This window comes from Pseudomonas sp. BP01 (genome assembly GCF_022760795.1).
Classification (GTDB): domain Bacteria; phylum Pseudomonadota; class Gammaproteobacteria; order Pseudomonadales; family Pseudomonadaceae; genus Aquipseudomonas; species Aquipseudomonas putida_Q.
The window spans coordinates 16,297-30,219 of sequence record NZ_JAFBKA010000051.1 but is presented as its reverse complement, the minus strand read 5'-3'; the positions used below and the strand labels follow the sequence as shown (position 1 = coordinate 30,219).

Annotated in this window: 15 protein-coding genes and 1 pseudogene; 10 read left to right on the top strand and 6 right to left on the bottom strand. The window is 63.0% G+C overall.

All coding sequences use genetic code 11. The features are described from left to right. The first annotated feature begins 120 nt into the window (after positions 1 to 120). Together JOY50_RS27930 and JOY50_RS27925 are read left to right on the top strand one after the other, a co-directional pair. The gene (locus JOY50_RS27930; RefSeq protein WP_016501052.1) at positions 121 to 288 is read left to right on the top strand and encodes a hypothetical protein; all 168 of its coding nucleotides are present in this window, start codon (positions 121 to 123) and stop codon (positions 286 to 288) included. A gap of 44 nt (positions 289 to 332) precedes the next feature. Next, positions 333 to 2,486 (top strand): mechanosensitive ion channel family protein, encoded by a 2,154-nt coding sequence (locus JOY50_RS27925; protein WP_132844505.1) that lies wholly within the window; start codon positions 333 to 335, stop codon positions 2,484 to 2,486. A gap of 117 nt (positions 2,487 to 2,603) precedes the next feature. Here the strand turns inward: JOY50_RS27925 and JOY50_RS27920 are convergent, their stop codons facing one another. After that, positions 2,604 to 3,317 carry a UTRA domain-containing protein gene (locus JOY50_RS27920; protein WP_243056138.1) on the bottom strand — a complete coding sequence of 238 codons (714 nt, stop codon included), beginning with the start codon at positions 3,315 to 3,317 and terminating at the stop codon, positions 2,604 to 2,606. 329 nt (positions 3,318 to 3,646) lie between these two features. Here JOY50_RS27920 and JOY50_RS27915 point away from each other — a divergent pair, with 329 nt between their 5' ends. The 6 genes from JOY50_RS27915 (at position 3,647) to JOY50_RS27890 (ending at position 8,932) form a co-directional block, all read left to right on the top strand. Beyond that, positions 3,647 to 4,705 (top strand): ABC transporter substrate-binding protein, encoded by a 1,059-nt coding sequence (locus tag JOY50_RS27915; protein ID WP_132844500.1) that lies wholly within the window; start codon positions 3,647 to 3,649, stop codon positions 4,703 to 4,705. Between the two features lie 129 nt (positions 4,706 to 4,834). Then, positions 4,835 to 5,641, top strand: a complete 807-nt coding sequence (locus JOY50_RS27910) for an alkaline phosphatase family protein (protein ID WP_019473208.1) — start codon at positions 4,835 to 4,837, stop codon at positions 5,639 to 5,641. Further along, a complete protein-coding gene (locus tag JOY50_RS27905) occupies positions 5,638 to 6,489 on the top strand; it encodes an ABC transporter permease subunit (RefSeq protein ID WP_138737702.1) in 852 nt (283 codons plus the stop codon). The genes JOY50_RS27910 and JOY50_RS27905 overlap by 4 nt, the downstream gene beginning before the upstream one ends. Continuing rightward, the gene (locus JOY50_RS27900) at positions 6,479 to 7,273 is read left to right on the top strand and encodes an ABC transporter permease (protein WP_019473206.1); all 795 of its coding nucleotides are present in this window, start codon (positions 6,479 to 6,481) and stop codon (positions 7,271 to 7,273) included. The genes JOY50_RS27905 and JOY50_RS27900 overlap by 11 nt, the downstream gene beginning before the upstream one ends. Position 7,274: 1 nt before the next feature. Continuing rightward, entirely contained in the window at positions 7,275 to 8,264 is a 990-nt protein-coding gene (locus JOY50_RS27895; protein WP_132844496.1) for an ABC transporter ATP-binding protein, read from the top strand. Between the two features lie 14 nt (positions 8,265 to 8,278). Further along, positions 8,279 to 8,932, top strand: a complete 654-nt coding sequence (locus JOY50_RS27890) for an HAD family phosphatase (RefSeq protein WP_132844493.1) — start codon at positions 8,279 to 8,281, stop codon at positions 8,930 to 8,932. A gap of 121 nt (positions 8,933 to 9,053) precedes the next feature. On the opposite strand, the gene JOY50_RS27885 is transcribed toward JOY50_RS27890, so the two are convergent. Beyond that, complete coding sequence (locus JOY50_RS27885; RefSeq protein ID WP_132844491.1) at positions 9,054 to 10,016, bottom strand: NAD(P)H-quinone oxidoreductase; 963 nt, start codon at positions 10,014 to 10,016, stop codon at positions 9,054 to 9,056. Positions 10,017 to 10,156: 140 nt separating this feature from the next. Between JOY50_RS27885 and JOY50_RS27880 the strand changes: the two genes are divergently transcribed. Continuing rightward, positions 10,157 to 12,238 (top strand): carboxy terminal-processing peptidase, encoded by a 2,082-nt coding sequence (locus tag JOY50_RS27880; RefSeq protein ID WP_019473202.1) that lies wholly within the window; start codon positions 10,157 to 10,159, stop codon positions 12,236 to 12,238. A gap of 39 nt (positions 12,239 to 12,277) precedes the next feature. Here the strand turns inward: JOY50_RS27880 and JOY50_RS27875 are convergent, their stop codons facing one another. Beyond that, positions 12,278 to 12,454 (bottom strand): hypothetical protein, encoded by a 177-nt coding sequence (locus JOY50_RS27875; protein ID WP_155412697.1) that lies wholly within the window; start codon positions 12,452 to 12,454, stop codon positions 12,278 to 12,280. Between JOY50_RS27875 and JOY50_RS27870 the strand changes: the two are divergent. After that, positions 12,371 to 12,556: pseudogene (locus JOY50_RS27870) on the top strand (diguanylate phosphodiesterase); the annotation flags it as partial. The gene JOY50_RS27875 and the pseudogene JOY50_RS27870 overlap by 84 nt on opposite strands. 13 nt (positions 12,557 to 12,569) lie before the next feature. Here the strand turns inward: JOY50_RS27870 and JOY50_RS27865 are convergent. From JOY50_RS27865 to JOY50_RS27855, 3 genes are all read right to left on the bottom strand, one after another. Continuing rightward, the gene (locus tag JOY50_RS27865; RefSeq protein WP_016501064.1) at positions 12,570 to 12,938 is read right to left on the bottom strand and encodes a hypothetical protein; all 369 of its coding nucleotides are present in this window, start codon (positions 12,936 to 12,938) and stop codon (positions 12,570 to 12,572) included. Continuing rightward, a complete protein-coding gene (locus JOY50_RS27860; RefSeq protein WP_132844488.1) occupies positions 12,935 to 13,273 on the bottom strand; it encodes a helix-turn-helix transcriptional regulator in 339 nt (112 codons plus the stop codon). Before JOY50_RS27860 ends, JOY50_RS27865 begins: the two co-directional genes overlap by 4 nt. Before the next feature lie 111 nt (positions 13,274 to 13,384). Further along, complete coding sequence (locus JOY50_RS27855) at positions 13,385 to 13,825, bottom strand: YkvA family protein (protein ID WP_019473199.1); 441 nt, start codon at positions 13,823 to 13,825, stop codon at positions 13,385 to 13,387. Positions 13,826 to 13,923 lie beyond the last annotated feature (98 nt).

Sequence of the window (13,923 nt, the reverse complement as noted above, 5' to 3'; positions counted from 1 at the left end):
TATAAGAGACAGCTTCGCGGGCTCGCCCGCGAAGAGGCCGGGCCTGCTCAAGGTCAATCCCGCCTCGCTTGCCAAGCGCTATGCTTGATACATGGCCCCACTGCAAAAGGATTGCTGTCCATGTCCCCGTTTCTGTCGCTGTTCGTGCCGGTATTCCTGTTCCTGATGCTGCTGACCATCGGCTTCAGCATGCGCGAGCGCAATATTGGTGTGCTGATGATGTGGATCGGCACCTTGGGCATCTTCGGCCTCACCTGCTGGAAGATCCTCGAGAAACTGCCGACATAAACCTCTACACTCGGTCAATCGTTTGACCTGAGGTAGATTTGCCCGTGCCTGCCCTCCTGCGTTACCTGTTCCTTCTCTTGCTGCTGTTCATCACTCCGGTACAGGCAGCGGGCCTGCCCGGCCTGCTGGGCGGGAGTGCGCCCGCGCAACCGGAGGCCACCGAGCCGCTGGGCAAGTCGCTGGACGAAGTGATCAAAAACCTGGAAAACGACCAGCAGCGCGCCAAGCTGCTGGCCGATCTTAAAAAGCTGCGCGACGCTACCAAACAATCGCAGCCCAGCGTGGAACAGGGCGTGCTTGGCCTGATCGGCGGCGCGCTGCATGATTTCGAACAACAGTTCAGCGGCGATGCCAGCCCATTCCACCGCTGGGCGGCGGAAATCGACCAAGCCCAGGCCGAACTGACCGAACTGATAGTGCCGGTGCACCAGTGGCCGGCGATCCTGTTCGGCTTTGCCGCCGTCATTGCCGTGTGGAGCGTGCTGGCCTACGCCTTCAACTGGGTCGGCCACCGTATCCGCCTGCGCTTTGGCCTGAGCGAAGAACTGCCGCAGCACCCGCGTACCTGGGACCTGGTGCGCTTTGCCCTGCGCAAGCTCGGCCCGTGGCTGGTGGCGCTGGTGTTCACCGTGTACCTGAGCTTTGTGCTGCCGCCGTCGCTGGGTAAATCGCTGGCCATGGTGCTGGCCTACGCACTGGTCGTCGGCACCTGCTTCTCGGCCATCTGCGTGATCGCCTTCTCGTTGCTCGACGGCCCGCATCGCCACCGCGCCCTGCATATCCTGCGGCACCAGGCATTCCGCCCGCTGTGGCTGATCGGCAGCTTCGCAGCGTTTGGCGAGGCCATGAGCGACCCGCGCATGCTGGTGGCACTGGGTACCCACCTGGCCCATGCCCTCGCGACCCTGGCCAACGTCATCGCCGCGCTGTGCACCGGGCTGTTCATCCTGCGCTTCCGCCGCCCGATAGCCCACCTGATCCGCAACCAGCCGCTGGCGCGTCGCCTGACCCGGCGAACCCTCAGCGACACCATCGAGATCCTCGGCAGCTTCTGGTTCATCCCGGCGCTGATCCTGGTGGCCATCTCGCTGTTCGCCACTTTCGTCTCGGCCGGCGACACCAGCACCGCCCTGCGCCAGTCGCTGATGTGCACGGTGCTGGTGGTGGTTTGCATGGTGCTCAACGGCCTGGTGCGCCGCCACGCGGCCAACCCCAAGCGCGCCAACAAGCGCCAGGCGGTGTATGCCGAACGCCTGCGCAACTTCGGCTACCTGCTGGTGCACCTGTTCATCTGGCTGGTGTTCATCGAGCTGGGGCTGCGGGTGTGGGGCCTGTCGATGATCGGCTTTGCCGAAGGCGATGGCCACGAAGTCAGCCTGCGCCTGCTGGGCCTGGCCGGCACGCTGATCGTCGCCTGGCTGGTGTGGATCCTTGCCGACACCGCCGTGCACCACGCCCTGGTGCGTTCGCGCCGGGGCCTGGCCAACGCCCGCGCTCAAACCATGATGCCGTTGATCCGCAACGTGCTGTTCGTGGTCATCTTCATCATTGCGGTAATCGTTGCCCTGGCCAACATGGGCATGAACGTGACCCCGCTGCTGGCCGGTGCCGGTGTGATCGGCCTGGCCATCGGCTTTGGCGCGCAATCGCTGGTGGCCGACCTGATCACCGGGTTGTTCATCATCATCGAAGACTCGCTGGCCATCGACGACTACGTGGACGTGGGCGGGCACCTGGGCACGGTAGAGGGGCTGACCATCCGTACCGTCCGCCTGCGGGACATCGACGGCATCGTGCACACCATCCCGTTCAGCGAGATCAAGAGCATCAAGAACTACTCGCGGGAGTTTGGCTACGCCATCTTCCGTGTGGCCATCCCGCACAACATGAACATCGACCAGGCGATCACGCTGGTTCGCGAGGTGGGGCAGAAGCTGCGCAATGACCCATTGATGCGCCGTAACATCTGGTCACCGCTGGAGCTGCAAGGCGTGGAGAGCTTCGAGTCGGGGTCGGCGATCTTGCGGGCACGGTTCAAGACCGCACCGATCAAGCAGTGGGAAGTGTCGCGGGCATTCAACCTGGCGCTGAAGCGGCAGCTGGATGAGGCCGGGCTGGACCTGGCGACGCCGCGGTTGTCGGTACAGGTGGTGACCGCCGGGGGTGGTGGCATGACGGAGGCAGGTTCATCCCGTTAGGGCCCTATCGCCGGCAAGCCAGCTCCTACAGTTACTGCACAGGGCGTGAAGCCAATGCAGTCAAGGTGGGAGCTGGCTTGCCGGCGATGGGCTGCAAAGCAGCCCCAGAATCCAAGATCAGCCGGCCTGGGCACGAATGCGGATGGCATCATGCCGCCAATACTCCAGGTCGCAGTCGATCAGGTGCCCATGCTGGTCGCTGTTGACCCGGGTAATGTGCAACCCCGGGCTGCCCACCGACACCTTCAATACCGCCGCGGCCTCCACCGGCAACGCCGTCGGCAAAATCTCGAAGCACACCTGCCCATACCGGATGCCATACACCCGCCCATAAATCTCGGTCAGCGACTGCGCCAGGTCCTGTTCGAGAATGTCCGGAAAGTACCGGGGGTTGAGGTAATGCTCGGCATACAGCACCGCCCGCCCGTCAATCCGCCGTAACCGGCATATACGCACCACACTGGACAACGCCGGTAACTGCAAGCGCGCACAGATGGCCGCCGAGGCCGGTTGCAGCCGTGCCGAGAGCAGTTCGGTAGTGGCCACACGGCCCTGGTCACGCACCATGGCATGGAAGTGACTGCGCTCGATCAGGTCGTAGGTCAGCCGCTGGGGCGCGACGAACCAGCCGCGGCGCTCTTCGCGGTAGATCAAGCCCTGCGCCTCCAGCTGCGCCAGCGCCTCGCGCAGGGTGATGCGCGTGGTGTCGAACACCTCGCTCAGCTTGCGCTCGGCCGGCAACTTGCCACCCGGCGCCAGCAGGCCGTGCTCGATCTGCTCCTGCAGGGCATGGCAGATGGCTGTTACCGCACGCGGTGGCATCGGCTGCATCAAAGGTTACCTATCTGGACTAGTCCAGCCCCAGAACAGGGCACTTGGAGAATAGTGCAAGCCTAGGCAGGGCTGATGAACATCCTGTGACAAGGCTGCCCACGGGGTACTGCCAGAATCGGGCCAGCCCTGCAAAACCGGGGGTTCACCATGGTCTACGCTGTATTGCCAGGAGCCCGTCGACACCTTAACGGGCCCTTCCCTACATCAAATTGTCACGCAAGCGGCCTACCTTGGCTCAAGGTTTGCTGACCTAGACCAAAGGTTCCAGGCAACGGCTTCACTCATACCAACGATCGGTAAAAGGCACCCCACCCAAGGAGCTACGGATGAAAAAGTTGTTCATGGCGTCACTGCTCGGTTCGGCCATCGCGTTCTGTACTTCGGCCATGGCCGACGACCTCAAGGCCCTGGAAGACGCCGCCCGCAAGGAAGGCACCGTCAACAGCGTGGGCATGCCCGATGCCTGGGCCAACTGGAAAGGCACCTGGGAAGACCTGGCCAGCAAATACGGCCTCAAGCACAGCGACACCGACATGAGCTCGGCCCAGGAAATTGCCAAGTTCGAAGCCGAGAAGGACAACGCCAGCGCCGACATCGGCGATGTGGGCGCCGCCTTCGGCCCGATCGCCGTGACCAAGGGCGTGAGCCAGCCGTACAAACCCAGCACCTGGGACCAGGTGCCGGAGTGGGCCAAGGACAAGGACGGCCACTGGGCGCTGGCCTATACCGGCACCATTGCCTTCATCATCAACAAGGACCTGGTCAAGGAAGAGGAACGCCCAAAAACCTGGCATGACCTGGAAAAAGGCAAGTACAAGGTCGCCATCGGTGACGTCGGCACTGCCGCCCAGGCCGCCAACGGCGTGCTCGCCGCCGCCATCGCCTACAAGGGCGACGAAAGCAACGTGGCGCCGGGCCTGCAGCTGTTCACCAAACTGGCCCAGCAAAAGCGCCTGTCGCTGGCCAACCCGACCATCCAGACCCTGGAGAAGGGCGAGGTGGAAGTGGGCGTGGTGTGGGACTTCAACGGCCTGAGCTACCGCGAGCAAATCGACCCCAAGCGCTTTGAAGTGCTGATCCCGTCGGACGGCTCGGTAATCTCCGGCTATACCACGGTCATCAACAAATACGCCAAGCACCCCAACGCGGCCAAACTGACCCGTGAATACATCTTCAGCGATGCCGGGCAGATCAACCTGGCCAAGGGGCATGCCCGGCCGATCCGTGCCGAGCACCTGAAGCTGCCGGCGGACGTGCAGGCCAAGTTGCTGCCTAACGAGCAGTACGGTGCCGCCCAACCGATCAAGAACGCCGAAGCCTGGGAAGCCACCTCGAAGAAACTGCCGCAGATGTGGCAGGAGCAGGTGATCATCGAGATGGAGTAAAGGGCTAGCTTGTCTAGTGCCTGACCCGGCCCTTTCGCGGGCACGCCCGCTCCCACAGAGACCGTGCAAAACCCTGTGGGAGCGGGCATGCCCGCGAAGAAGCCAACGCGGTTTATGACTGGAGCCACCATGCAACACAACGTCATCCTGGTCCTGCTCGACGGCCTCAACTATCAGGTTGCCCACCACGCCATGGGCCACCTGCATGCCTATGTCGAGGCCGACCGCGCCGCGCTGTACCGCGTGGAATGCGAGCTGCCGTCGCTGTCACGGCCGCTGTACGAATGCATCCTCACTGGCGTGCCGCCGATCGACAGCGGCATCGTGCACAACAACGTCAACCGCCTGTCCAACCAGCGCAGCGTGTTCCACTACGCCCGCGAGGCCAACCTGGGCACCGCAGCGGCGGCTTATCACTGGATGAGCGAGCTGTACAACCGCTCGCCCTTCGACCCGCAGCGCGACCGCCATACCCACGCGCCAAAGCTGCCGATCCAGCACGGGCTGTTCTACTGGGACGACCGGTACCCCGATTCGCACCTGCTGGCCGATGGCGAATACCTGCGCCGCCGCCATGCCCCCAACTTCCTGCTGGTTCACCCGATGAGCATCGACGATGTCGGCCACCGCCACGGCCTGGACAGCAGCCAGTACCGCAACGCCGCGCGCAGCGCCGATATCTTGCTGGCCGACTACCTGCCAGGCTGGCTCGAAGAGGGCTACCAGGTACTGGTCACCGCCGACCACGGCATGAACAACGACCGCTCGCACAACGGCCTGCTGGCCGAGGAACGCGAAGTGCCACTGTTCGTCTTTGGTGACGCCTTCAGCCTGGACCCGGCGGCCAAGCCGCTGCAGACCGAGCTGTGCGGCACGATGTGCGAGCTGCTGGGCGCTGCCCACGACAAGACCGTGTGCCGGGAGCTGCTGAAGTGACTGCACCCAAGCGCAGCGGCGCCCGTGGCCGCTACCTGGCATTGCTCTGCCTGCTGCCGTTTGCTGTGTTCTTCGTCATCTTCCAGATTGCCCCGCTGGCCTGGGTAGCAATCAACAGCGTGCAATCGGAGGCCGGCTGGGGCGTCGCAAACTTCAGCAAGGTGTTCAGCTCCAAGTTTTACCTGCAGTCCCTGCAACGCAGCCTGGAGATCAGCTTCTGGTCGAGCCTGTTCGGCATCGTCATCGCCACCCTTGGTGCCTATTCGCTGCGCCAGGTGGACTCGAGGCTGCGCGATTTCGTCAGCGCCTTCGCCAACATGACCAGCAACTTTGCCGGGGTGCCGCTGGCCTTCGCCTTCATCATTTTGCTCGGTTTCAACGGCGCGCTGACGCTGCTGCTGAAGCAGATCGGCCTTTTGGAAGACTTCAGCATCTATTCCAAAAGCGGGCTGATCCTGGTGTACACCTACTTCCAGATCCCCTTGGGTGTGTTGCTGCTCTACCCCGCCTTCGACGCCCTGCGCGAAGACTGGCGCGAGTCGGCCGCGCTGCTCGGCGCCAACCACTGGCAATACTGGCGGCACATCGGCCTGCCGGTACTGACCCCGGCACTGCTGGGCACCTTCGTCATCCTGCTGGCCAACGCCCTCGGTGCCTACGCCACCGTGTACGCGTTGACCACCGGCAACTTCAACGTACTGCCAATCCGCATTGCTGGCCTGGTAGCCGGCGACATCAGCCTCGACCCGAACCTGGCCAGCGCCTTGGCGATGGTGCTGGTGGGGCTGATGACGGTGGTCACGGTGGTGCATCAATGGCTGCTGAAGAGGAGCTACCATGCGCGCTGACGCCCGTTCCGGCGGCTGGTACCACCGCGTCGTGGTCTACCTGCTGTTCCTGATCCTGCTGCTGCCACTGGCCGGCACCTTGCTTTATTCGCTGGCCACCAGCTGGTCGGCCAGCCTGCTGCCCAGCGGCCTGACCCTGAAATGGTACGTGGCATTGTGGAGTGAGCCGCGCTTCCTGGCCGCCTTTGGCCAGTCGCTGCTGGTGTGCATGGGCGCGCTGCTGCTGTCGGTGGTGCTGATACTGCCGCTGCTGTTCGTGGTGCATTACCACTTCCCGCGGCTCGACGCGTTGATGAACATCCTCATCCTGCTGCCGTTCGCGGTCCCACCAGTGGTGTCGTCGGTGGGGCTGCTGCAGCTGTATGGCAGCGGGCCGATGGCCATGGTCGGTACGCCCTGGATCCTGATCGGCTGCTATTTCACCATCGCCCTGCCGTTCATGTACCGGGCCATTACCAACAACCTGCAGGCGATCAACCTGCGCGACCTGATGGACGCCGCCCAGTTGCTCGGCGCCAGCACCTGGCAGGCAGCGTTGCTGGTGGTGCTGCCAAACCTGCGCAAGGGCCTGATGGTGGCGCTGCTGCTGTCGTTCTCGTTCCTGTTCGGCGAGTTCGTGTTCGCCAACCTGCTGGTCGGCACCCGCTACGAGACCCTGCAGGTGTACCTGAACAACATGCGCAACAGCAGCGGCCACTTCAACAGCGCACTGGTGATCTCGTACTTCGCCTTCGTGCTGGTACTGACCTGGGTCGCCAACCGCCTGAACAAGGACAAGACCTGACATGAGCTTCGTCAGCGTACAAAAACTGCAGAAAAGCTACGCCGGCAGCCCGGTGTTCGAGAACATCGACTGCCACATCGAACGCGGCGAGTTCGTGACCCTGCTAGGCCCGTCCGGTTGCGGCAAGTCCACCCTGCTGCGCTGCATCGCCGGGCTGACCCCGGTAGACAGCGGGCAGATCCTCCTCGACGGCCACGACATCGTGCCGCTGAGCCCGCAAAAGCGTGGCATCGGCATGGTGTTCCAGAGCTACGCGCTGTTCCCCAACATGACCGTGGAACAGAACGTGGCTTTTGGCCTGCGCATGCAGAAGGTCAAGGCCGACGAAAGCCAGGCCCGGGTACGCGAGGTGCTCGCGCTGGTGGAGCTGGGCAACTTTGCCGGGCGCTACCCGCACCAGTTGTCTGGCGGCCAGTGCCAGCGCGTGGCCCTGGCCCGTTCGCTGGTTACCCGCCCGCGCCTGCTGCTGCTCGACGAGCCATTGTCGGCACTGGATGCGCGCATTCGCAAACACCTGCGCGAGCAGATTCGTGCCATTCAGCGCGAGCTGGGGCTGACCACCATCTTCGTCACCCACGACCAGGAAGAAGCGCTGACCTTGTCCGACCGCATCTTCCTGATGAACCAGGGGCGTATTGTGCAGAGCGGCGATGCCGAAACCCTCTACACAGCGCCTGTGGACCTGTTTGCCGCCGGCTTTATCGGCAACTACAACCTGCTTGACGCCGACAGCGCCAGCCGCCTGCTACAACGCCCGGTCACCAGCCGCCTGGCGATCCGCCCAGAGTCGATCACCCTGGGGGTCAATGGCGAACTGGACGCAGAAGTACGCAGCCACAGCCTGCTGGGCAATGTGATTCGCTACCGCGTAAATGTGCGCGAGGTGGAGTTGGTGGTCGACGTGCTCAACCGCTCGCCGGCCGACCTGCACGCGGACGGAAAACGGGTAAGCTTGTCGATCGACCCCACGGCGCTGCGGGAAGTGGCTTAAGGAGATTCAACACAATGGCATTGGCAATTTTCGATCTGGACGAAACCCTGATCCACGGTGACTGTGCGTCGCTGTGGAGCGAGCAGATGGCCCGGCTGGGCTGGGTCGACGGCAAGGACTTCCTGCGCCGCGACCATGAACTGATGGAGGCCTACGGCAAGGGCCACCTGCAGATGGAGGACTACATGGCCTTCAGCCTGGAGCCGATTGCCGGGCGTACCCTGGAGGAGGTAGAGCACTTGGTTGAGCCGTGGGTCGAAGAGGTGATCGAACCGATCATCTACGGCGACGCCTGCCGCTGCATTGCCGAGCACCGCAAGCGTGGGGACCGCATTCTGATCATTTCCGCTTCGGGGACGCACCTGGTCGGGCCGATTGCGGCACGGCTGGGCGTGGATGAATACCTGGCGATCGAGCTGGAGGCGGTGAACGGGGTGTATACGGGCAAGACTCACGGGGTGCTGACCTACCGCGAGGGCAAGATCACCCGGTTGCTGGAGTGGCTGGACCAGGAACAGGAAAACCTGGAGGGGGCGAGTTTCTATTCCGATTCGCGCAATGACTTGCCGTTGTTGCTGAAGGTAGATCACCCGCATGTGGTGAACCCGGATGCGGTGCTGCGTGAGCATGCCCAGACCAATGGATGGCCGATTCTGAGCTGGACCTGACATTTGTAGCGCCTGTTCTGGCCCTATCGCCGGCAAGCCAGCTCCCACAGATCCGTGACAGGCCTCCAATCCTGTGGTGAACCTGTGGGAGCTGGCTTGCCGGCGATAGGGCCGGGCCTGCTTATGAAAGACTTGGGTCGATCACCATTACCAGCTTGCCCGACACCTGGTTGGTCTCAAGCTCGGCATACGCCGCTTGGGCGAACTCCACCGGGTAGGTATCGACCAGCTGCGGCGACAAGCGCCCTTCGGCGAACAGCGGCCACACTTGCTGTTGCAGCTCGCGCAGCAATTCGGCCTTGAAGCTGTCATCACGGTTGCGCAGCGTAGAGCCGGTAATCTGCAGGCGCTTGCCCAGTACCTGGGCCAGGTCCAGCTCAAACTTGCGCCCACCCATCAGGCCGATGATCACCCAACGCCCGTCACGTGCCAGCAGCTTGAGGTTGAGCTCGCCGTAGCTGGCGCCCACCGGGTCAAGAATGACGTCGAACGGCCCAAAACCTTCCAGTGCATCCAGGTTCTCGTTACGTACCACACCCCCTGCAGCGCCCAGCGCCTGGCAATAGGCCAGGCGATCCGGCGAACCGACGCTGACCCACACCGGGCTGCCGAATGCCTTGCACAGCTGGATGGCGGCCGAACCAACGCCACTGGCGCCAGCATGCACCAGCACCTTCTCGCCGGCCTTCACCCCACCCAGCTGGAAGATGTTCAGCCAGGCAGTGGCATACACCTCCGGCAACGCTGCCGCTTCATGCAGGCTGAGCCCTTCGGGCACCGGCAGTACATGACGGGCGTCGACCACCACTTCCTCGGCCATGGCACCGCTGGCCAGCAGTGCGCACACCCGGTCGCCCACGCGCCAGTCGGCGCCGGCGCCCACTTCCTCGACCACACCGGCGCATTCAAGGCCCATGTACGGGCTGGCGCCTGGCGGTGGTGGGTACAAACCTTTCATTTGCAGCAGATCGGCGCGGTTCAGGCCCGCAGCAGCCACGCGAATGCGCACTTGGCCCGCGTCACAGGCCGGGCGTTCGGCCTCGACCCACTCCACATGTCCGTCAACGCCTTGCAATGCCTTCACAGTGCCTCCATAGTTGAATCATGACTGGGCCTGGGGAACGCACACCCCAGGCTTTTTGCAGTATTTGCCCGGTTCAATGGAACCGGCAACGGAAAAGACGGCCTACTATGCGTGATCAATTGCCTCCACGTCGAATCAGCATGAAGCATTTCCTCCCAAGCACCGCCCTCGCTGTAATGATCGGCCTGGGCAGCCTCACGCTCGGCGGCAATGCAGCGGCCGCCAACAAGTGGGACGGCCTGCAGCCGGACCGCGACGAGATCGTCGCCAGCCTCAACGTGGTGGAATTGCTAAAACGCCACCACTACAGCAAGCCGCCCCTGGACGATGCCCGTTCGGTCATCATCTACGACAGCTACATCAAGCTCCTGGACCCAGCGCGCAGCTATTTCACCGCTGCCGACATTGCCGAATTCGACAAGTGGAAAACGCAATTCGACGATTTCCTCAAGAGCGGTAACCTGGACCCGGGCTTCACCATCTATAAACGCTACCTGGACCGCGTCAAGCAACGCCTGGACTTCGCCCTGGCCGAGCTGAACAAAGGCGTGGACAAGATCGACTTCACCACCAAGGAAACCTTGCTGATCGACCGCAAGGACGCCCCGTGGATGAAGGGCCAGGCCGAGCTGGACGACTTGTGGCGCAAACGCGTCAAGGACGAAGTGCTGCGCCAGAAGATCGCCGGCAAGGAACCCAAGCAGATCCAGGAAACCCTGACCAAGCGCTACAAGAACCAGCTGGCGCGCCTGGACCAGACCCGTGCCGAGGATATCTTCCAGGCCTACATCAACACCTTCGCCCAGTCCTATGACCCGCACACCAACTACCTGTCGCCGGACAACGCGGAAAACTTCGACATCAACATGAGCCTGTCGCTCGAAGGCATCGGCGCGGTACTGCAAAGCGACAACGATCAGGTCAAGATCGTGCGCCTGGTGCCGGCAGGCCCGGCAGCCAAGACCAAGCAGGTAGCGCCGGCCGACAAGATCATCGGCGTGGCCCAGGGCAACAAGGAAATGGTCGACGTGGTCGGCTGGCGCCTGGACGAAGTGGTCAAGCTGATCCGTGGCCCGAAAGGCTCGGTGGTACGCCTGGAAGTCATCCCGGCCAGCAATGCGCCGAGCGACCAGACCAGCAAGATCGTGTCGATCACCCGTGAAGCGGTAAAACTTGAAGAGCAGGCGGCGAAAAAGTCGGTGCTCAAGCTCAAGCAGGACGGGCGTGACTACAAGCTTGGCATCATCGAGATCCCGGCCTTCTACCTCGACTTCAAGGCCTACCGCGCCGGTGACCCCGAATACAAGAGCACCACGCGTGACGTGAAGAAACTGCTCACCGAACTGCAAAAAGAAAAAGTCGACGGCGTGGTCATCGACCTGCGCAACAACGGCGGTGGCTCGCTGCAGGAAGCCACCGAGCTGACCAGCCTGTTCATCGAAAAAGGCCCGACCGTACTGGTGCGCAACAGCGACGGCCGCGTCGACGTGCTGGAAGACGAAAACCCGGGGGCCTTCTACAAGGGCCCACTGGCGCTGCTGGTCAACCGCCTGTCGGCCTCGGCGTCGGAGATCTTTGCCGGTGCCATGCAGGACTACCACCGCGCGCTGATCATCGGTGGCCAGACCTTCGGCAAAGGCACCGTGCAGACCATACAGCCGCTCAACCATGGCGAGCTGAAGCTGACCCTGGCCAAGTTCTACCGGGTTTCCGGGCAGAGCACCCAGCACCAGGGCGTGCTGCCGGACATCGACTACCCGTCGATCATCGACACCAAGGAAATCGGCGAGAGCGCCCTGCCCGAGGCTATGCCGTGGGACACCATCCGCCCGGTCGTCAAGCCGGCGGCGGACCCGTTCAAGCCTTACCTGGCCCAGCTCAAGGCACAGCATGAAGCGCGCAGCGACAAGGATGCCGAGTTCACCTACATTCGCGACCGCCTTGCCCTGACGCAGAAGCTGATGACCGAAAAAACCGTCAGCCTCAATGAGCAGGATCGCCGTGCACGCCACGACGATATCGAAGCCAAGCAGCTGGCGCTGGAAAACATCCGCCGCAAGGCCAAGGGTGAAGAGCCGCTCAAAGAGCTGAAGAAAGAGGACGAGGACGCGCTGCCGGTCGAGGATGAAAACACCAAGCCCGAAGACGACGCCTACCTGTCCGAAACCGGTCGTATCCTGATCGACTACCTCAGCGCCAGTACCAAGGTGGCCAAGAAGTAAGGCGCAGCGGCAGTGATGGCAGAATCATGTGACCTGTCATCAAACAATCATCGCGCTGTCGTGAAATACGGGGCCGGGCATGCAGATGCCCGGCCCTTTCATTTTCAGGAATATGTCATGACCGTCGCCGCCTTGAGTGCCATCCTGGCTCAACGCAGCATTCACAGTCTGTTTCAGCCGATCATGTGCCTGAGCGAGCAACGGGTTTTCGGCCATGAGGCACTGAGCCACGGGCCGTCCAACAACTCACTGCATGCGCCATTGAACCTGTTCAGCATCGCCCGCCAGGCCGGCCGCCTGACCGAGATGGAGGCCGCGCTGCTGCTAACAATCAGGCTGTTTCGGGGTAGCTGTACTCGAACACCCGGACCACCTCGGAGGCATGCCATGAGGCCGCCTCCATGCCATCGACCGGCCCGGCAAACCGCCCCAGCCGTTCGACACATTCAAAGAAGCCGGTACGCGGTAATCGGCTGGCGCCCTGGCTGATTACCAGCGAGCTGCGCAACGGCTGCTCGGCACGGGCATCCAGCACCGCCAGGTACTCCAGCGCGGCGGTGAGCGTCTGCATGGCCGGGCTGGGCAATTGCAAACGCTCGATCAGCGCTCGGTAGGTCAGCAAGTGACGTTGACGACGGGCCAGGTCAAGCTCGCCCAGCAGGTTATCCCAGTGCTGACGGCTGATCCTGACCTGGCTCATGATGGCTCGCTCCAGCCAGCCACCCCCAAGTGCCAGGCCAAGGCCCGGCGAATGGCAGCATCCGGCTGGCGTTCGCCGGATTCGATCATGGCCAGATACGCCGGGCTCACGCCGACATTGCGCGCCAGTTGCTCAGGGGCAACGCCCTTGGCCTGGCGAATCTGCGCCACTTCGCTGAACGCCGGCAATGGCGCCACGGCAGCGGAGCCAGCTTCTTCGCCGACAACCGCCTCGGCCGGCGCCTGCCCCGCCGCCTTCAGCAGTGCCTGGTACTGCTCCCAAGGAACGACAGCGTACTCGGGTTGACCGTCCCGGCTAATGACCTGAATACCCATTACAAACCCCTTAAAAAAGGATTACAGCATGTAATCCGTAGGCATAACCCTTATGCCAATTATATTACCAACTCCGGGGTCTGTCCGGTGGCGGTGCAGTTCAGGCTGTTTTCACTGCGTATTGCGCTCCCGCCCCAATGCTTGCGGGGTAGCCGGCAGGCGCTCGACCACACGCAGCCGCTCGGGTGCCTGGCTGTCGCGCCAGGCCTTGAAGCGCGCGAGTTCGTCGGCAACGGTCTTCAAAACCCAGCCCAGTACGGCGATGTCATCGAGAAAACCCACGCCCAGCAACCAGTCGGGGATGGCATCGATAGGGCTGACGAAATACAGCAGGCCAGCCACGATGGTGACCAGGGCCTTTGGGCTGATGGCGCGGTATTCGCCGCGCCACCACGCCAGGCACAGCGACTGTAGCAGTTTCACGTCCTCACGCAGCCGGCCGAGGCGCGGGCCTTTGCGGGCCACTGCAAACAGCAGGGCCGGCAGCCGACCACGGCTGAGCAGGCGCTCGGCCAAGGGCAGGAAACGGGCAAAATTCCAGGGTGCGCTCATGGAGCCTCCAGGCGGAACGGGTTATCCACATTTATTGTGGATAACCTTGTGAACAGGGTCGCGTTTCTGAGCCCAGGTGCCTGCCAGGCAAGGCCCAC

What these genes read in the sequence shown, in the direction of transcription:
- JOY50_RS27930 (WP_016501052.1), top strand. Translation starts at nt 121, where the DNA reads ATGTCCCCGTTTCTGTCGCTGTTCGTGCCGGTATTCCTGTTCCTGATG.
- JOY50_RS27920 (WP_243056138.1), bottom strand. Translation starts at nt 3,317, where the DNA reads ATGCAGCCGATGCCACCGCGTGCGGTAACAGCCATCTGCCATGCCCTG.
- JOY50_RS27915 (WP_132844500.1), top strand. Translation starts at nt 3,647, where the DNA reads ATGAAAAAGTTGTTCATGGCGTCACTGCTCGGTTCGGCCATCGCGTTC.
- JOY50_RS27910 (WP_019473208.1), top strand. Translation starts at nt 4,835, where the DNA reads ATGCAACACAACGTCATCCTGGTCCTGCTCGACGGCCTCAACTATCAG.
- JOY50_RS27900 (WP_019473206.1), top strand. Translation starts at nt 6,479, where the DNA reads ATGCGCGCTGACGCCCGTTCCGGCGGCTGGTACCACCGCGTCGTGGTC.
- JOY50_RS27895 (WP_132844496.1), top strand. Translation starts at nt 7,275, where the DNA reads ATGAGCTTCGTCAGCGTACAAAAACTGCAGAAAAGCTACGCCGGCAGC.
- JOY50_RS27890 (WP_132844493.1), top strand. Translation starts at nt 8,279, where the DNA reads ATGGCATTGGCAATTTTCGATCTGGACGAAACCCTGATCCACGGTGAC.
- JOY50_RS27880 (WP_019473202.1), top strand. Translation starts at nt 10,157, where the DNA reads ATGAAGCATTTCCTCCCAAGCACCGCCCTCGCTGTAATGATCGGCCTG.
- JOY50_RS27875 (WP_155412697.1), bottom strand. Translation starts at nt 12,454, where the DNA reads ATGGCCGAAAACCCGTTGCTCGCTCAGGCACATGATCGGCTGAAACAG.
- JOY50_RS27865 (WP_016501064.1), bottom strand. Translation starts at nt 12,938, where the DNA reads ATGAGCCAGGTCAGGATCAGCCGTCAGCACTGGGATAACCTGCTGGGC.
- JOY50_RS27860 (WP_132844488.1), bottom strand. Translation starts at nt 13,273, where the DNA reads ATGGGTATTCAGGTCATTAGCCGGGACGGTCAACCCGAGTACGCTGTC.
- JOY50_RS27855 (WP_019473199.1), bottom strand. Translation starts at nt 13,825, where the DNA reads ATGAGCGCACCCTGGAATTTTGCCCGTTTCCTGCCCTTGGCCGAGCGC.